This is a genomic window from Streptomyces sp. NPDC060064 (assembly GCF_042736455.1).
Lineage (GTDB): Bacteria > Actinomycetota > Actinomycetes > Streptomycetales > Streptomycetaceae > Streptomyces.
In genome coordinates, this window is the sequence record NZ_JBHWWF010000019.1 from 138,040 (window position 1) to 155,241 (window position 17,202).

The 17,202-nt window shown below is 70.4% G+C and carries 11 protein-coding genes, 2 tRNA genes and 2 pseudogenes; 10 read left to right on the forward strand and 5 right to left on the reverse strand.

The window, feature by feature from the left end; all coding sequences use genetic code 11:
• The first annotated feature begins 130 nt into the window (after positions 1 to 130).
• Both ACFWDI_RS23115 and ACFWDI_RS23120 read left to right on the forward strand, forming a co-directional pair.
• Positions 131 to 595 (forward strand): TIGR02611 family protein, encoded by a 465-nt coding sequence (locus tag ACFWDI_RS23115; protein ID WP_385306436.1) that lies wholly within the window; start codon positions 131 to 133, stop codon positions 593 to 595.
• A 54-nt stretch (positions 596 to 649) separates the two neighbouring features.
• Positions 650 to 721 (forward strand) — tRNA-Val (locus ACFWDI_RS23120).
• A 69-nt stretch (positions 722 to 790) separates the two neighbouring features.
• On the opposite strand, the gene ACFWDI_RS23125 is transcribed toward ACFWDI_RS23120, so the two are convergent.
• Positions 791 to 3,622, reverse strand: a complete 2,832-nt coding sequence (locus ACFWDI_RS23125) for an SCO7613 C-terminal domain-containing membrane protein (RefSeq protein WP_385306437.1) — start codon at positions 3,620 to 3,622, stop codon at positions 791 to 793.
• Positions 3,623 to 3,714: 92 nt separating this feature from the next.
• On the opposite strand from ACFWDI_RS23125, the gene ACFWDI_RS23130 reads away from it, so the two are divergent.
• Both ACFWDI_RS23130 and ACFWDI_RS23135 read left to right on the forward strand, forming a co-directional pair.
• The gene (locus ACFWDI_RS23130; RefSeq protein ID WP_385306439.1) at positions 3,715 to 4,161 is read left to right on the forward strand and encodes an SRPBCC family protein; all 447 of its coding nucleotides are present in this window, start codon (positions 3,715 to 3,717) and stop codon (positions 4,159 to 4,161) included.
• A gap of 39 nt (positions 4,162 to 4,200) precedes the next feature.
• A tRNA-Val gene (locus ACFWDI_RS23135) sits at positions 4,201 to 4,272 on the forward strand.
• A 144-nt stretch (positions 4,273 to 4,416) separates the two neighbouring features.
• On the opposite strand, the pseudogene tnpA reads toward ACFWDI_RS23135, so the two are convergent.
• A pseudogene (gene tnpA, locus ACFWDI_RS23140) lies at positions 4,417 to 4,800 on the reverse strand (IS200/IS605 family transposase).
• On the opposite strand from tnpA, the pseudogene ACFWDI_RS23145 reads away from it, so the two are divergent.
• Positions 4,798 to 5,162, forward strand: a pseudogene (locus ACFWDI_RS23145) (RNA-guided endonuclease InsQ/TnpB family protein); the annotation flags it as partial. The pseudogenes tnpA and ACFWDI_RS23145 sit on opposite strands and share 3 nt — an antisense overlap.
• Positions 5,163 to 5,526: 364 nt before the next feature.
• The gene (locus tag ACFWDI_RS23150; protein WP_385306440.1) at positions 5,527 to 7,197 is read left to right on the forward strand and encodes a fibronectin type III domain-containing protein; all 1,671 of its coding nucleotides are present in this window, start codon (positions 5,527 to 5,529) and stop codon (positions 7,195 to 7,197) included.
• 71 nt (positions 7,198 to 7,268) lie between these two features.
• Here the strand turns inward: ACFWDI_RS23150 and ACFWDI_RS23155 are convergent, their stop codons facing one another.
• Positions 7,269 to 7,994 carry a 3'-5' exonuclease gene (locus ACFWDI_RS23155; protein WP_385306441.1) on the reverse strand — a complete coding sequence of 242 codons (726 nt, stop codon included), beginning with the start codon at positions 7,992 to 7,994 and terminating at the stop codon, positions 7,269 to 7,271.
• Between the two features lie 172 nt (positions 7,995 to 8,166).
• Between ACFWDI_RS23155 and ACFWDI_RS23160 the strand changes: the two genes are divergently transcribed.
• From ACFWDI_RS23160 to ACFWDI_RS23175, 4 genes are all read left to right on the forward strand, one after another.
• Positions 8,167 to 8,733 (forward strand): DUF4365 domain-containing protein, encoded by a 567-nt coding sequence (locus ACFWDI_RS23160; protein WP_362679357.1) that lies wholly within the window; start codon positions 8,167 to 8,169, stop codon positions 8,731 to 8,733.
• Positions 8,733 to 9,941 carry a hypothetical protein gene (locus tag ACFWDI_RS23165; RefSeq protein ID WP_385306442.1) on the forward strand — a complete coding sequence of 403 codons (1,209 nt, stop codon included), beginning with the start codon at positions 8,733 to 8,735 and terminating at the stop codon, positions 9,939 to 9,941. Before ACFWDI_RS23160 ends, ACFWDI_RS23165 begins: the two co-directional genes overlap by 1 nt.
• Positions 9,942 to 10,209: 268 nt before the next feature.
• Entirely contained in the window at positions 10,210 to 12,186 is a 1,977-nt protein-coding gene (thrS, locus tag ACFWDI_RS23170; protein WP_385306443.1) for a threonine--tRNA ligase, read from the forward strand.
• Between the two features lie 104 nt (positions 12,187 to 12,290).
• Positions 12,291 to 12,848 carry an HIT domain-containing protein gene (locus tag ACFWDI_RS23175; RefSeq protein WP_327322322.1) on the forward strand — a complete coding sequence of 186 codons (558 nt, stop codon included), beginning with the start codon at positions 12,291 to 12,293 and terminating at the stop codon, positions 12,846 to 12,848.
• A gap of 86 nt (positions 12,849 to 12,934) precedes the next feature.
• Here the strand turns inward: ACFWDI_RS23175 and ACFWDI_RS23180 are convergent, their stop codons facing one another.
• Together ACFWDI_RS23180 and ACFWDI_RS23185 are read right to left on the reverse strand one after the other, a co-directional pair.
• Positions 12,935 to 14,590: a hypothetical protein gene (locus ACFWDI_RS23180; protein WP_385306445.1), complete on the reverse strand. Its 1,656-nt coding sequence runs from the start codon at positions 14,588 to 14,590 to the stop codon at positions 12,935 to 12,937.
• A gap of 166 nt (positions 14,591 to 14,756) precedes the next feature.
• The gene (locus ACFWDI_RS23185; protein ID WP_385306447.1) at positions 14,757 to 16,964 is read right to left on the reverse strand and encodes an elongation factor G-like protein EF-G2; all 2,208 of its coding nucleotides are present in this window, start codon (positions 16,962 to 16,964) and stop codon (positions 14,757 to 14,759) included.
• Positions 16,965 to 17,202: the final 238 nt, after the last annotated feature.

A 17,202-nucleotide genomic window follows, 5' to 3' on the forward strand; every position in this document is an offset into this window, starting at 1 on the left:
TGCCACCTACGGTGCCGTTGTAAACCCCTCTGACCGTTTTGTGATCCCTCATGCCGTTCCTGCAGCGGTGCGTCACTTTGTGTTATAGGGCCATTCCGGTGACGAGGTGCAATCCGGTAGGTTGGGCCCCATGAATGCGGAGAGTGACGAGCGGGAAGAGTCCGTCGCAGCGACGGGTCCGATCCCCGCGACGGGGGACGTGACGGAGAAGGTGGATGAGGGGCCGGTCCTCGGTTCGAAGGCGCCCCACTTCATCAAGAGGTCGAGGACGCTGCACCTGAGCTGGCAGGTCGGTGTCTTCGTGATCGGCCTCGCGGTGGTCGGCGCCGGCATCGTGATGCTGCCGCTGCCGGGCCCCGGCTGGCTGGTGATCTTCGGCGGTATGGCGATCTGGGCGACCGAGTTCGTCTGGGCGCAGCTCGTGCTGCGCTGGACCAAGCGAAAGGTCACCGAGGCGGCTCAGCGGGCGCTCGATCCGAGGGTGCGCCGACGGAACATCATCCTCACCACGATCGGTCTCGTGATCATCGCCGTGCTGGTCGGAATCTACGTCTGGAAGTTCGGGATCGTCATGCCGTGGAAGATCGAGGAGTGACCCGAAACTGGTCAGGGGGACTCGCTGACATGGGGTAATGTTTGCGGAGTGCCCGGGCGATTAGCTCAGTGGGAGAGCGCTTCGTTCACACCGAAGAGGTCACTGGTTCGAACCCAGTATCGCCCACCCGGACCGAAGGCCCCGGAGACGTGAAGTCTCCGGGGCCTTCGGCGTTTCTCCGTCTCCGCGGGCCGCTCAGCGCATCCGGCCGAGGGTGTCGCGGAGCTTGCGCGCGTCCCGCAACCGCTGCTCGTAGGTCGCGCCCACCGCGAGGAGCAACAGACCGGCGAGCGCGGGTGGCAGCCAGCGGGGGAGCGCGCCGACGACCTGGACGACGTACGGCGCGAGCTCGTGCAGGGCGTCCAGCGCGAGCACCGTGCCTCCGAGCACCAGCAGCGACTGCAGGCGCAACCGGGCACCGGCGAGCGTCAGAGCCAGGGCCGCGAGGCCCAGCAGCAGCGGACGCAGCCAGTGCCCGTCGCCCCAGGCTGCGAAGAGGCTCGGCAGCAGCGTCGCGGCGAGACCGGGACCGTACGCCGTCCAGGACGACGCCTCCCGGTCGCGGCGGCGGCGCAGTACGCCGACGACGAGCGCGGAGACGGTCACGGGCAGGGTGTACGCCTCGGGCGACGCGACGTCCGAGGCGGCCAGCCTCACCCAGGTGGCCAGCACGAACAGCACCGCCGCGAGATGGCCGGCGGCGGGCCGGCGCTCGGCACGTACCGCGGTGCCCGCGGCGATCACGCCGCAGAGCGCGAGCACCAGGGAGAGGGTCGGCCGGTGCTCCGTGGCGAGGACGACCGCGAGCAGTCCGGCCGCGGCGCCGGTGAGCTCCATGGGGAGGGCGACGGGGTGGCGGCCCAGCCGGGCGGCGAGGAGCGCCACGGCGGCGGGGACGACGAGCAGTGCCAACGCGGCCCGGTGGGGCGGGAGTTCCGCGGCAGCGGCGACGGCGCCCACAAAGGCGGTGGCGAAAGCGGTGGCGGCGCAGGCGAGTACCGCCTGCGCGGCGCGAGGTGCCCGGACCGCGGCCGCGGCCGCGAGAGCCGCGACCAGTGTGCCCAGCATCGCGAAGGTGGCGGGGCGGGTGGCCAGGGACAACAGGGCGACGCTCACAGCACCCGCGAGGCCGCAGACGAGGGCGACGACGGGGCCGGCCGGGGCGTGCCGGGCGATCCGGCCGGGGCGCACGGCGAGCACCAGCGCGGCCACGCTGAGGACCAGGTGGAGCGTCACGGTGGCCGGGTGGGCCAGATCCAGCGCGGGCGGCACGACGAACAGACCTGCCCACGCGAGCGCGAGAGCCGCGCCGACGGCCGCGGCACGCCGATCAGGCCGTGGGGCCGCGGGGGCGGCTCCCCACGCGCCGGAGGCCGGGGGCCGGCCGGGCCAGGAGGCTCCCGCGGGTGGGCCGGAGGGGTTCGGGGGCGCGCCCGGGTGGGTGACTGCCGGCCCGGAGGAGGACGGCGTGGTGTCGGTTGTTCGGCCGGGATGGTCTTCCGTGGTGGGTGAGTCCCCCGGGCGCGGGGTGCTGCCGGCCTGGTCGGCGGGGTGCGTGGTGCCGGTTGTTCGGCCGGGACGGTCTTCCGTGGCGGGCGCGTTCGCCGGGCGCGGCGCGGTGCCCGTGGCGCCGGTGGCCTGAGCAGGAGCGCCCGCGGGGTGCGGGCCGGTGCCTGCCGGGCCGGACTGGTGCGTCGTTCCCTTCGGGTCGCCGACTGCCGGTGCGGTGTACGCGGTTGTCGTCGACGGCAACCAGCGGGACGCCGTCGCGAGGACCGCTGCCACGACCAGCAGCACCACCGGTGCCGCGGTCAGGCCCGGCACCGGGAGTCCGACGCCCAGCGCCCCGCGCGCATCCGTCGGGGTGCCCGACCAGATGTCGCCGAGGCCCGACAGCGGGCCCGCCAGCGTGAGAGCGACCAGCGGCAGCGTCGAGAGCGCCGCCAAGGCGTGCACCGCGCCGGCCGCACCCGTCAGGCCCGGTGCCAACCTCTTCGGCGCGCCCGCCCGTACGACTCCCAACAGAGCGGCCGCACACAGCAGATAGCCCAGTACCGACCACCCCTCCGGCACCGCCGCGCGCACCACGCCTCCGGCGGCCGCGATCACCGCGAGACCCGCCACCGCGGAGGCGGCAACCGCGGCCGAAGAGGCGCGCCAGGCCGCGAACACCGCCACCGCGGCCGCTGTGAGCAGCAGCGCGGCAGGCGCGGCCGCGTCGAGCGGCGCATCCGCCGATACCGACTGCCATCCCCCGACCAGCAGCGCCGAGCCGCCCGTCGTCGCGGCACCGGTGGCGGCGATGGCTCGCAGACCGGCCGGCTTCGCCCACACCGCGACCGCGACATCGAGCGCCGCGGTCGTCAGCAGCGCCCACTCCATCGGCGGCGCGCCCGCAGCGGCGGTCAGCGCCCAGAGCGGAAGCGGGAGTTGCGCGGTCAGTACGGCGACCGGCAGCGGAATCCGCAGCCGGTCCAGCGACAGCCCGTACACCGTCCAGAGCGCGGCGAGCGAGGCCGATGCGAAGGCCGCATAGCCGAGGCCGTCGGTCCCGGCCAGCGCCACCTGGTGCAGCGCGTACGCGTCGAGCACCATCAGCACCAGGCCGAGCGCGGCCACCGACTCGGCGGTCGAGGCGAGCCGCCTGGGCAGCAGCGCGACCGGCGCCGCGAGCGCCGCGACCGTCACCGCGCCGAGCACCGCCGAGCGTCCGCCGATACCCAAGTCACCCCAGCTGACCAGTGTGAATGCGATTGCGGCGATGGTCAGCAGAATGCCGCCGAGGGTGAGCAGCAGATTCTGCACACTAGGCGGGGAGGCGTCGGGCGGCGGCGCGAGGAAGGGCTGCGCGACGGAAGGCCGCACGGCAGAGGGCCGCGTGGCCGGTACGGCAGGCGCGACGGGCGGCCGGAGCGCCGCGATGAGCCAGGCTCTGCGAGCCAGCAACTGGGCCCGGCGAGCGTCCAGTCGGACCAGCTCGCGCTCGAGGATCGCCAGTTCCTCGGCGGGTGGCGGAACGTTCTCCATGGTCTGGAGTGTGGCCCCCGCCACATGACAGGGCATGGGTGCGGATACTCAGATCACACGTGAGTACGCCCCGGCAGGCGCAGACTTGCACCATGAACTGGTGCCACTACCGCTTCCGCAGCGTCTGGGATCTGCCTGCCGGACCGGGCGCCGTGTACACGGTCCTCGAGCGGGTCGGCGAGTACCCCTTGTGGTGGCCGCAGGTCCGCGAGGTGACCCGGCTCGACGAGGACACCGGCACCGCGCGTTTCCGCTCCTTCCTTCCGTACGAACTGCTCGTCACCGCTCGCGCACAGCGGCGCGACCCGACCGCGGGGTTGCTCGAAGTGGGCATGGAGGGGGACCTGGAGGGGTGGGCGCGGTGGACGCTGACGGAGCGCGGTGCCGGCACCCGGGCCGTGTACGAGCAGGAGGTGGAGGTGCGCAAGCCGCTGATGAGGCGGCTGGCGTTGCCGTGCCGGCCGGTCTTCCTCGCCAACCACGCGGCGATGATGCGCGGCGGGCGGCGTGGGCTGTCCGCATACCTCGGCAGGGTTTGAAGGAAACCCGCAGCGGCCTGTATGGTTCAGTGCGTTCCCGGGCGATTAGCTCAGTGGGAGAGCGCTTCGTTCACACCGAAGAGGTCACTGGTTCGAACCCAGTATCGCCCACCGGGAGAGGCCGGTCCGTCAGTCGACGGACCGGCCTCTACGTTTTCGGGCGCCGGTGTTCGCCGGTGCTACCGGGATTAATCGCAGTGCACCGGGCTTCGGCCCGGTGGTGCAGCGATTCTGAGAGGTGCTCTGACCCGTAGGTCACATCGGACGATTCTGCTGCGCGATGTACTGACGGACTGGCGACAGCGGAGCCCCGCCGGCCGATCCGGCGAAGTAGGAGCCGGACCATAGGCGCTGTGCCCGCCAGTAGTGCCGGACCAGTTCGGGGTACTCCTGGCGGAGCCCGCGGGAGGAGACGCCCTTCAAAAAGTTGACCAGCTTGGACAGGGCGCTTGGGCGGAAAGTTCACGAGCAGGTGCACGTGGTTGTTCTCGCCGTTGAACTCGACCAGCTCGCATTCGAAGTCGGCACACGCCGCGCGCATGATCTACTCATCCGCTTCAGGTGTGCATCGTTGAAGACCTTGTGCTGGCACTTCGTTACGAAAACCAAGTGAGCGTGAAGGGCGAAAGCACAGTGGATCTGGCGGTCAGGGGACTCGCCCGCACGCGCCTGGCCAAGTACGACGCGGGATGGTCCTCGTTCGTTGCAATGCTGGAGTGCAAGGCCGCGATGTACGGGCGCACGTTCTTCCGCATCGGACGCTTCGATCCCACCTCTCAGGTGTGCTCGGCCTGCGGCGTCAAGGACGGCCCAAACCCCTCCACGTCCGCGTATGGACGTGCGGTGCCTGCGGGACTGTCCTGGACCGAGATGTCAACGCGGCGCTCAACATCGCCAAGGCCGCCGGACTGGCGGTGTCAGCCTGTGGAGCGCAGGTAAGACCGGGACTCGTCCTGGCACCGCGCGTCGAAGCAGGAACCCACCGGGACGGTCAGCCGACCGTGGGAAAGCGGTTCAGGGCAGGGAGCGGAAGTCAATGGAGCCCGCCGTGCAGCGCGGAGCAGGGTCCCCCCGGTGTCTCTCCTGACATCTCCCATGTCATCGCTGCCCAGCAGTCCCTTCCGTCATCCGCCGTTGACGCCGCCGGCAGTGACCTCTTTCCAGCCGCGGCCTGGCAGGGGCGGCCCGTGGTCGGCTTCCGCGGTGAGACGCCAGTTCCAACTACCCGGTGCGGGGCGGTGGTTGCTCCGCCGTGCCTCTTGACGGGAGCACGGCATTTCGCTTCAATGCGCCTCGCAGGTCCAGACCAATCGTGGCGCCGCGTCAGGTCCGTCGACCCGCACCCGCCCCTCATTGGGAGGTCACGTGCGTATCCGAAATCGACTACTGGCCGGCCTCGGCGCGGCGCTGCTCGCCGCGGCGGCCTCGCTCGCCGTGCCCGGCACGGCCCAGGCAGCCAACCTGCTCTCCAATCCCGGCTTCGAAACCGGCTCCCTCTCCGGCTGGTCCTGCACCGGCGGACTCGGCTCGGTGGTGAGCAGCCCCGTACACAGTGGTACGAAGGCGCTGGCCGGCGCCGCGAGCAGCAGCGACAACGCCAAGTGCGCCCAGTCCGTCCCGGTGCAGCCCAACACCGCCTACACGCTCTCCGGCTGGGTGCGCGGCAACTACGTGTACCTCGGTGTGACCGGCGGCGCCTCCACCTGGACCCCGTCCGCGACCGGATACACCCGGCTCACCGTCTCCTTCACCACCGGTGCCTCGCAGACCAGCGCGGAGATCTACCTCAACGGCTGGTACGCACAGGGCACTTACTACGCCGACGACATCAGCCTCGACGGCCCCGGCGGCGGAGGCGGCGGCGACACCCAGGCACCCACGACACCCACGAATCTGCGCTCCACCGCCAAGACGTCCTCCAGTGTCTCGCTGGCCTGGAACGCGTCGTCCGACAATGTCGGAGTCACGGGTTACGACGTCTACCAGGGCCCGACGAGGGCGCTCACGGTGACCGGCACCAGTGCCACGGTCAGCGGTCTGGCTCCGAGCACCTCGTACAGCTTCACGGTCCGCGCCCGTGACGCGGCCGGCAACCTCTCGGCGGCCTCGACCGCCGCCAGTGTGACGACCGACGCCGGCGGTGGCGGCGGTGGCGGCTTCAAGCAGGCAGCCCCATACCTCTACCTGGGCTGGGGCGATCCGCCGAGCGCCACGTCCGTGATGAGCGCCACCGGCATCAAGTGGTTCACCATGGCCTTCATCCTCTCCTCCGGCGGCTGCAACCCCGCCTGGGACGGCACGCGTCCGCTCGCCGGCGGCGCCGACCAGTCCACCATCAACGCGATCCGTGGCGCGGGTGGTGACATCGTCCCGTCCATCGGCGGCTGGTCGGGCAACAAGCTCGGCCCGAACTGCGCCACCCCTGAGGCGCTGGCCGGCGCCTATCAGAAGGTGATCAGCGCATACGGACTGAAGGCGATCGACGTCGACATCGAGAACAGCGACGAGTTCGAGAACGAGGTCGTCCAGGACCGGATTCTGGGCGCCCTGAAGATCGTCAAGCAGAACAACCCCGGCCTGAGGACGATCCTCACCTTCGGTACGTCCACCACCGGGCCGACCTGGTGGGGCAGCCGCCTCATCGAGCGCGCCAACGCACTCCAGGCGGACATCGACGTCTTCACCATCATGCCGTTCGACTTCGGCGGCGGCGCCGACATGTACGGCAACACCGTCAACGCCACCGAAGGGCTGAAGACCAAGCTGATGAGCACCTTCGGCTGGTCGGACGCCACCGCCTACGCCCATATCGGCATCTCGGGCATGAACGGCCTCAGCGACCAGCAGGAGCAGACCGGCCCGGCGACCTGGACCCAGATCAAGGACTGGTCCAACTCCCACCACATCGCCCGCCTCGCGTTCTGGTCGGTCAACCGTGACCGGCCCTGCCCCGGCGGCGGCGTGGTCAGCAACTGCTCCGGCATCAGCCAGAGCAACTGGCAGTTCACCTCCATCACCGCGGGATTCACCGGCTGACGGACGTCTGACCGACAGCCGCCGCCCGACGTACCTCCGGGTGGCGCCCCCGAGCGGGGCGCCACCCGGAGTCATGCCGCGGCGGCGAGATCCGGTCGCAGCGGCCAGTGCGGGTCCACCGGCTCCGGAGCACCGCTGCGGGCGAACCACGCCTGCAGACCGCGCGCCTGCGCCGCGTGCCACACAGCCTGCAGCGCGTGCAGCTCCGACGGCGACAGCCGCTCCATCCGCGAGGCGAAACGACGCCCCACCGCCCGTACGACGTCGAGCGCGGCCATCGCGTCCGCGGCCGCGTCATGGGCGTCGTCCAGCACCACCTCGTACTGCGTGCACAGATCGGTGAGGGTGCGGCGGCCCTTGCGGTAGCGGTCAAGATGCTTGTCGAGGACTCGCGGGTCCAGCACGCACAACGGCACGTTCTCCAGATAGCGGCCCAGCGACGCGGCGCGGTGGCGGCGCAGTTCCCGGTCGAGGATGGTCAGGTCGAACGGCGCGTTCATCACGACGAGCGGGCGGGCCGCGGCGCACTGCTCGGCCAGCGCCCTGGCTATCTCCTCCATCGCAGGTGCCGGCCAGCGGCCGTTGCGCTGCAGATGGTCGTCGGTGAGCCCGTGCACCTCGGTGGCGCCCGGCGGCACGGGCACCCCCGGATTGACCAGCCAGCGCGTGACGCGCGGCCGCCCGCCCGCCATGTCCTGGACGACGACCGCAGCCGAAACGATGCGGTCCTCCTCGACGTCAACTCCGGTGGTCTCGGTGTCAAATGCGGCCAGGGGGCCGTCATACCAGTGCGTCATCGCTGAACTCCTCGCACATGCCCGGCAGATGGCGTGATCCCCCTGCCCGAATCGGTGATACCCGGGCTGTTTGCGCTGTACGCAGGGCGGTGACAACACAGATGAGGGGTAAGGAAATTGACGCCCCGTCGTGGGGACACTGATCGGTACAGCCCGGAAGGCACGAAGAGCCATGGCGCTCGCGCAGCCCGAACCGGGCGGGCTGCTGCCCGAGCGGATCGCACCGCTGCGCGGCGGACTCGCCACCACCGCCTGCATGGAGACTCTCCAGGTGGGCTATCTGCACGCGGTCGCCGCCGCGGCCGGCTGTTCGCTCTCGCAGCCGTTTCCGGACAACGGCATCGACTGGCACGTCAGTCACAGCTCCGCCGGACACACGGTCGACGACGAGGTGACCATCAAAGTGCAGCTCAAGTGCACGTACCAGATCCCCCCGCACCCACCCGGTGCGGCGTTCTCGTTCACGCTCGACAACGACCACCTGGTGAAACTGGCCCGCACCCCCGTCTCGGTGCACAAGATCCTTGTCGTGATGCTCGTCCCCCGGACCCAGGGCGAGTGGCTGCGCGCCAGTCACGACCGGCTCGATCTGCGGCACTGCTGCTACTGGACCAATCTGGCCGGCCACCCGGTGACGGGCAGGCGCAGGACCACCGTGCGGATCCCGACCTCACGGATCTTCGACGACCGGGCGCTCTGCGAGATCATGACGAGGGTCGGGGCGGGAGGGAGACCCTGATGCAGGAGTCGATACGGCCCCACCTGACGGGCGATGTGCCGGGACCTTGGTACGGGAGCGGGGAGCCGGACCCCGCCCAGGTCGACCCTGTCGTCCTCGGCGCACTGCTCGACCGGCACGGCTGGCGGCGGCGCGGGGGAGCGGCGGGGCGCTATGCGCGCTGGACGCCGCCGGGGCCCGGTGCGGGCGGCACGAGTCTGCTCGTACCGGAGAGCAGGTCCTTCCCCGACTGCGAGGACCTGCTGGGCGAGGCGCTCACCGCGCTGGCCCGCAGTGCGGCACCCTCGGCCCGTGAGGTGCTCGTCGGGCTGACCGTGCCCAGCGACGAGATCCGGTGGTGGCGGGACGTGCCGCCGGGGCCGTCGGGCGCGGCGTCGTGGACCGTACAGGAGCAACTGCGGGCGGCCGCCCGGCAGATGCTGATGGCCGGTGCACTCGCGGCCCGTGAACGGGCGGGCTACTACGGCGCGCGGCACCGGCGGCAGGCACAGGCCTCGCTGGAAGGGGTACTGGTGGGTCCCGCGCAGGGCGGGCGCGGCCTCACCGCGTTCGTGCCGGTGGACGACGGCCGTGCGGTCACGGTCCGGCTCTATCACGCGCTGCACGCGGCCCGGGAGGCCGCCGACTACCAGCGGGCGACCGGAGGAATGGAAGCCTTCGACGCTGCCGTGCAGGCCGGCGTGAGCCGCGAGCTGACGGAGGCCGTGATCGCGCTGGTGCGCGGCTCGGAGGGCGCACGGATCGCGCTGGAGTGGTCGCCGGCGGCGGGAGTGCCACAGGGGTGCGCGGCGCGCAACGACCCCGTGGAGTTCTCGCCCGGCGACCTGCCGGCGCTGCGCGAGGCGGGCGCGCGCTATCTCCGGGACGAGCCGTCCGTACCGGTACGGATCACGGGCACGGTGATCCGGATGCGGCGCTCGGGACCGCGCGGCGCGGGCACGGTACGGCTGCGGGTGCTTTCCGGGGCCGAGGTACCGCACGTACGGGTGGCGCTCGACGAGGAGTCGTACCGGACGGCGGGCCATGCGCATCTGGTCGGACTGCCGATCCGGGTCGTGGGCCGGCTGGAGCGACGCGGCGGCTTCCGACGCCTGACGGACGCGTCGAACGTGGTTCCTGTCCAGGTGGACGAGTCCGAGCGGGACCGCCTGATGAAGTCGCTGTACGAGAATCTGGACTACTTCGAGGAGGCGTGTCAGGGGGAGTGAGAGCGCGGCCCGCCTGCGGAGCCCCTCGAACTGGACTGGGCCCCGCCCCGGACCGCGCGCCCCGATCGCCGGCGAGGCTGAAGATCCAGCCCGTCCGGCGATTGCGGACACGCCATGAGGGCGTACGGGGGTCCGGGGGCCTGCCCCCAGTCAAGGGAAGGGGCGGGCAGGGGAGCAAACCGTTTCGCAAGGCACCCCGTCGGCTCGGTACGATTCGTATCGCGCACGCCATACGAATGCGGCGCACCCCTTCAGGTAGGAGAGACCGGTGTCAGACGTCCGTGTGATCATCCAACGCGATTCCGAGCGGGAAGAGCGCGTGGTGACGACGGGCACTACGGCGGCCGAGCTCTTCGCCGGCGAGCGCACCATCGTCGCCGCGCGCATCGCCGGTGAGCTGAAGGACCTGGCATACGAGATCAAGGACGGCGAGGAGGTCGAGCCCGTCGAGATCTCCTCCGAGGACGGCCTCAACATCCTGCGCCACTCCACCGCGCACGTGATGGCACAGGCCGTGCAGGAGCTGTTCCCCGAGGCCAAGCTCGGCATCGGTCCGCCGGTCAAGGACGGCTTCTACTACGACTTCGATGTCGAGAAGCCCTTCCACCCCGATGACCTCAAGGCCATCGAGAAGAAGATGCAGGAGATCCAGAAGCGCGGCCAGCGCTTCTCGCGGCGCGTCGTCACCGACGAGGCCGCTCGCGCAGAGCTCGCCGACGAGCCGTACAAGCTCGAGCTCATCGGGCTCAAGGGCTCCGCGTCCTCCGACGACGGCGCGGACGTCGAGGTCGGCGCGGGCGAGCTGACCATCTACGACAACCTCGACGCCAAGACCGGCGAGCTGTGCTGGAAGGACCTCTGCCGCGGTCCGCACCTGCCCACCACCCGCAACATCCCGGCGTTCAAGCTGATGCGCAACGCCGCCGCGTACTGGCGGGGCAGCGAGAAGAACCCGATGCTGCAGCGCATCTACGGCACCGCCTGGCCCTCCAAGGACGAGCTCAAGGCCCATCTGGAGTTCCTCGCCGAGGCCGAGAAGCGCGACCACCGCAAGCTCGGCAACGAGCTGGACCTGTTCTCCATCCCGGACCAGATCGGTTCCGGCCTCGCGGTCTTCCACCCCAAGGGCGGCGTCGTCCGCCGGGTCATGGAGGACTACTCCCGCAAGCGGCACGAGGAGGAGGGGTACGAGTTCGTCTACACCCCGCACGCCACCAAGGGGAAGCTCTTCGAGACCTCGGGCCACCTGGACTGGTACGCCGACGGCATGTACCCGCCCATGCAGCTCGACGAGGGCACGGACTACTACCTCAAGCCCATGAACTGCCCGATGCACAACCTGATCTTCGACGCCCGCGGCCGGTCCTACCGTGAACTGCCGCTGCGCCTCTTCGAGTTCGGGACCGTGTACCGGTACGAGAAGTCGGGCGTCGTGCACGGCCTGACCCGCGCCCGCGGCTTCACCCAGGACGACGCGCACATCTACTGCACCAAGGAGCAGATGGCGGACGAGCTCGACTCGACGCTGACCTTCGTGCTGAACCTGCTGCGGGACTACGGCCTCACCGACTTCTACCTGGAGCTGTCCACCAAGGACCCGGAGAAGTTCGTCGGCTCCGACGAGGTCTGGGAGGAGGCGACCGAGACACTGCGCAAGGTCGCCGAGAAGCAGGGCCTCCCGCTGGTCCCGGACCCGGGCGGCGCCGCGTTCTACGGCCCGAAGATCTCCGTCCAGGCGAAGGACGCCATTGGCCGGACCTGGCAGATGTCCACCGTCCAGCTGGACTTCAACCTGCCGGAGCGCTTCAACCTGGAGTACACCGGTCCCGACGGCACCAAGCAGCGCCCGGTCATGATCCACCGTGCGCTGTTCGGTTCGATCGAGCGCTTCTTCGCGGTGCTGCTCGAGCACTACGCGGGCGCGTTCCCGGCCTGGCTGGCGCCGGTGCAGGCGCTCGGCATCCCGATCGGCGACGCGCACATCCCGTACCTCCAGGAGTTCGCCGCCAAGGCGAAGGCCAGGGGGCTGCGGGTCGAGGTGGACGCCTCCTCGGACCGTATGCAGAAGAAGATCCGCAACGCCCAGAAGCAGAAGGTGCCGTTCATGGTCATCGCGGGCGACGAGGACATGGCCGCCGGCGCGGTCTCCTTCCGCTACCGCGACGGCTCGCAGGAGAACGGCATCCCGGTCGACGAGGCCATCGCGAAGATCGCGAAGGTTGTCGAGGACCGCGTCCAGCTCTGACACGAGACAGACCGGGCGTACGAGGCCCGGGCACGGCGTACGGGACCCCCGCAGTGCGATCGGCACTGCGGGGGTCTCTGGCCTGCGCGGCCGGGCGAAGTCATATGCTGCACAACATGACGAGTGAGCCGGAACAGCAGATCGGAGTCGGGACGCAGGACGCGTTTCAGCGCCTGTGGACGCCGCACCGGATGGCGTACATCCAGGGCGAGAACAAGCCGACCGGGCCAGGCGCCGACGACGGCTGTCCCTTCTGCTCCATCCCCTCCAAGTCGGACGAGGACGGACTCGTCATCGCCCGCGGCTCGCGGGTCTACGCGGTGCTCAACCTCTATCCGTACAACGGCGGGCATCTGATGGTGGTGCCTTTCCGCCATGTCGCCGACTACACCGAGCTGGACGAGGCGGAGACCGCCGAGCTCGCGGTGTTCACCAAGCGCGCGATGACCGCGCTGCGTACGGCGTCGGGGGCGCACGGCTTCAACATCGGGCTGAACCAGGGCGCGGTCGCCGGCGCCGGTATCGCCGCACATCTGCACCAGCACGTCGTTCCGCGCTGGGGCGGCGACACCAACTTCATGCCGGTCATCGGGCACACCAAGGTGCTGCCCCAGCTCCTCGGCGATACGCGCAAGATGCTGGCGGAGGCCTGGCCCGTCTGACCGACGCCTGCCTGACCGGGCTCAGCGCCTGACCGGGCCCAGCGCCTGACCGGGCCCGGTCGCCGACGGGCCCGGCGCTCGAGCCGCTAGGCGTCGTACAGGTCGGCCTGGCGCGGCGACGGGTCCTGGACGAGGCCGCTCACGATCATGGAGCGGTTGCCGAAGCGCTCGGTGTCCACGCCGTTCTCCTGGAGCACCTTCATCGCCGCGGCGTGCGTGACGCGCAGTACGGGCGTGGCAGCGCGCATCGCGTCGTCCGCCATGAACCGGTGCCGCCAGGGCTTGTCCGCCCAGGCGTGGCGCAGCCCGAAGGGCTCGGGAAGGACCAGCTTGCCGCCGAGGAAGTCCAGCATCGGCGGGTACCAGGTGAAGGGCGCGCGCACCGCGAGGCGTACCACCTCGGGCGTCTCCACCAGCGGAAGCTGCCGGTCGGTCGTCTCCCAGAAGCGGACCGTCTTGGCGACCGTGACGGTCTTGGGCGCGGGCTTGGTGGTGAACAGGGAGTGCACCGGGCCGAGCGCGTGCCCGGTCACCTCGATGCGCAGCGTCTCGTGGAGCACGGTGACAGTGATCATCATGGTGATCACCAACTGACCGTCCCAGAGCGTGAACTGGACGCCCAGATAGTGGCGATTGCCGCCGCCGAACTGCTGGTGGTTACAGATCCGCTGTATCTCGTGGCCCTTGACCTGGAAGGTCTCCACGTCCTGGCCCTCCGGCCGGGCCACCTCTGCGGCGTTCTCGCCGACCGGAGCCACGATCCAGTGCTTGACCGAGGGGGTGGGGAAGCCGCCGGAGTTCAGCGGACCCCGCTCCAGCATCTTCAGCCGGTCGTGGATCGCGCGGATGACGTCCCAGCTGCGGAACTGGTTGATGTCCTTGCCCGGCTCCTTGGACACCAGCTCCTCGGCGAGCTGCCAGCTGCCCCAGCGGGTGCCCATGCCCAGTATTCCCTTGGGGCCCGCGTAGAAGACCGCGTTGGACTGCTGTTCGGCGGTGAGCTTCTCCAGCCCCTGGCGCAGCTGCTCGCGCGCGGTCTCGTTGGGGTGGCCCGGCACGGCCTCGGGCACCTTGGCCCCGATGCCGCCGCCCGCGAGCAGGGTCTCCCAGCGGGCGCGCATGTCCTTCGCCGTGGACTCGCAGATCCGCTTGGCCAGCAGCCAGCCGACGACCGGCGCGACGATCATGCCGCGGATGTAGTACCCCAGGAGTCCGCTGAAGGGCAGCCGCACCAGGAAGATCACGGCGAGAATGCCGAAGGCGGCGAGCAGCGCGGTGCCGAGCGCCCCGGCACGCTTGTTCTGCGCGCCCGCTATCGTCCGGCGGAGCTGGAAAACCGCCAGCCAGAGCAGCAGTCCGGGCAGGAAGAGCAGTCCGAAGACCGCCATCACACCGGTGAGCCTGATGTCCCGCTCCTTGCGGATACGGGTGGCGGCCAGACAGTGCTCGACCACCGCCTGCGGCTCGGTGCCGAAGGACTGGATCAGCGCCTTTCGGGCACCCCCCAGCATCCGGATCTGCACGGCCCGTGAGAACGCCTCGCCCAGATTCGGCTCGAAGAGCGAGAACTTGCCCTTCTTCACCTCGGACTTGTGCCACTCGCCGTTCGCCTTGAGGAGGTCCGCGACGGGACTGTCGCGGTACGCGGCCGAGGCGAGCGCATGTGTCGCCGCCGTCTGCCCGGCCGAGCCGAGGAGCGGGACCTGAGCCCCCGGAGTGAAATCGAAAACGTCGTTCGCCACTACCGCCCCCATCGCCGCAAGCATCCGCACTGCGGCCTGTTCCCAACTACCGTGCCCCGCACACCTTCTGAGCTGGGCACCACAGCGTATCCGGGGTGTGCCGCCTTCGTCAGAGGACACTGAAATGCCGCCCGCCGCAAGGGCGCACAACGGGCGGCACCATCAACTACGAGCCATTTTCCGCCTGTTGACGGAGCTTCTCGGCCAACTGCGGCGGCATCGCCTCATGACGCGCGTACGAGCGGCTGAACTGCCCGGTCCCATGCGAGATCGACCGCAGATCCACCGCGTACCGCCCGATCTCGATCTCCGGCACCTCGGCCCGTACGAGCGTCCGCGACCCGACGGCCTGCTCGGTGCCGACCACCCGGCCGCGCCGCCCCGACAGATCGCTCATCACCGGACCCACATACTCGTCCGAGACCAGCACCCGCACCTCGGCGACCGGCTCCAGCAGATGGATGGGCGCATCCGCCGCCGCCTCCCGCAGCGCCAGCGCGCCTGCCGTCTGGAAGGCGGCGTCGGAGGAGTCCACCGAGTGCGCCTTGCCGTCCAGCAGCGTGATCCGTACGTCGACGAGCGGGTAACCGGCCGCCACGCCGCGCGCCGCCTGGGCACGTACGCCCTTCTCCACGGACGGGATGAACTGCCGCGGCACCGCGCCGCCCACGACCTTGTCGACGAACTCGATCCCGGACCCCGGCGGCAGCGGATCCACGTCGATCTCGCAGATCGCGTACTGGCCGTGCCCGCCGGACTGCTTCACATGCCGGCCGCGGCCCGCCGACTTCTCCCCGAAGGTCTCCCGCAGCGACACCTTGTGCGGCACCACGTCGACCTGGACGCCGTACCGGCTGCGCAGCCGCTCCAGCGCGACATCCGCATGCGCCTCGCCGAGGCACCACAGCACCACCTGGTGCGTGGCCTGGTTCTGCTCGAGCCGCATCGTCGGATCCTCGGCGACCAGCCGCGAAAGCCCCTGGGAGAGCTTGTCCTCGTCCGCCTTGCTGTGCGCCTGGATGGCCAGCGGCAGCAGCGGATCGGGCATCGTCCAGGGCTCCATCAGCAGCGGGTCGTCCTTCGAGGAGAGCGTGTCCCCGGTCTCCGCGCGGGACAGCTTCGCCACACAGGCGAGGTCTCCGGCGATGACTTGCGGGAGCGGGCGCTGCTGCTTGCCGAAGGGCGCGGAGAGCGCGCCGACCCGTTCGTCGACGTCATGGTCCTCGTGGCCGCGGTCCGCGAGCCCGTGCCCCGACACATGCACCGTCTCGTCCGGACGCAGGGTGCCGGAGAAGACGCGTACGAGAGAGATCCGGCCGACATACGGGTCGGACGCGGTCTTGACCACCTCGGCCACCAGCGGCCCCTGCGGATCGCAGCTGATCTGCGGGCGCGCTGCGCCCTGCGGGGTGGTGACGGAGGGAGCCGCAGGCTCCAGCGGGGTCGGGAAACCGCCCGTGATCAGCTCCAGCAGTTCGACCGTACCGAGACCCTGCTTGGCGCCATCGAGCGCCGGGGCGGCCGCGAGCACCGGATGGAAGATGCCGCGCGCGACGGCCTTCTCCAGATCCTGGATCAGCGTGTCGAGGCCGATCTCCGCGCCGCCGAGATAGCGGTCCATGAGGGTCTCGTCCTCGCTCTCGGCGATGATTCCTTCGATCAGCCGGTTGCGGGCCTCCTCGAGCAGCGCGGTCTGTTCCGGATCCGGTGGGGTCTCCTTACGCTCGCCGGAGGAGTAGTCGAAGATCTTCTGGGAGAGCAGTCCGACCAGGCCGGTGACCGGGGCGTGGCCGTCGGGGGTCTGCGCCCCGTACTGCGGCAGATACAGCGGCAGTACGGCATCGGGGTCGTCCCCGCCGAAGATCCGCCCGCAGACGCGGGTCAGCTCCTCGAAATCGGTGCGCGCGGTCTCCAGGTGCGTGACGACGATCGCGCGCGGCATTCCGACCGCCGCGCACTCCTCCCACACCGTCCGGGTCGCGCCCGCGATCGCATCGGCCTCCTGCGCCGCCGACACAACGAAAAGGGCCGCGTCCGCTGCTCGCAGACCGGCCCTCAGCTCCCCGACGAAGTCGGCATATCCGGGAGTGTCCAGCAGATTGATCTTGTACCCGCCCCATTCGACAGGGACGAGTGAGAGCTGTACGGAACGTTGCTGCCGGTGCTCGATCTCGTCGTAGTCGGAGACCGTGCCGCCGTCCTCGACGCGGCCCGCCCGGTTGACCGCGCCCGCGGTCAGCGCGAGTGCCTCGATCAACGTCGTCTTTCCCGATCCGCTGTGGCCGACCAGCACCACGTTCCGTACGGATGAGGGCTGGTCGGCCGTAGCCGCCCTGCCGGCGGCTCCGGGGTGTGCATTCGCCTTGTCGCCCATGATTCATGCCTCCCGATCGATTGCCCGGTGAGGAGAGGGGCCGCGGGTGCGGGGAGCCATGAGGGAGGTCCCGGAGACGTCCGGGGCAGCTCCGGCGATGCCCGCGGTGGTCTTTCGAGCTTTCCACTCACGTCACGGTGCGTCCATACGTCGTACGCGACCGCGGGAGGCGGGTGCCCGGCGGTGGAGCGCGTCGGTCCTGGCTACGATGGGCCAGCCGGTGGCCGATGGGGCCATG

Bases quoted from the DNA above. Each gene is read 5' to 3' on its own strand.
- ACFWDI_RS23175 (WP_327322322.1), top strand. From the start codon at position 12,291: ATGCTGCACAACATGACGAGTGAGCCGGAACAGCAGATCGGAGTCGGG.
- ACFWDI_RS23125 (WP_385306437.1), bottom strand. From the start codon at position 3,622: ATGGAGAACGTTCCGCCACCCGCCGAGGAACTGGCGATCCTCGAGCGC.
- ACFWDI_RS23155 (WP_385306441.1), bottom strand. From the start codon at position 7,994: ATGACGCACTGGTATGACGGCCCCCTGGCCGCATTTGACACCGAGACC.
- ACFWDI_RS23130 (WP_385306439.1), top strand. From the start codon at position 3,715: ATGAACTGGTGCCACTACCGCTTCCGCAGCGTCTGGGATCTGCCTGCC.
- ACFWDI_RS23185 (WP_385306447.1), bottom strand. From the start codon at position 16,964: ATGGGCGACAAGGCGAATGCACACCCCGGAGCCGCCGGCAGGGCGGCT.
- ACFWDI_RS23160 (WP_362679357.1), top strand. From the start codon at position 8,167: ATGGCGCTCGCGCAGCCCGAACCGGGCGGGCTGCTGCCCGAGCGGATC.
- ACFWDI_RS23115 (WP_385306436.1), top strand. From the start codon at position 131: ATGAATGCGGAGAGTGACGAGCGGGAAGAGTCCGTCGCAGCGACGGGT.
- ACFWDI_RS23165 (WP_385306442.1), top strand. From the start codon at position 8,733: ATGCAGGAGTCGATACGGCCCCACCTGACGGGCGATGTGCCGGGACCT.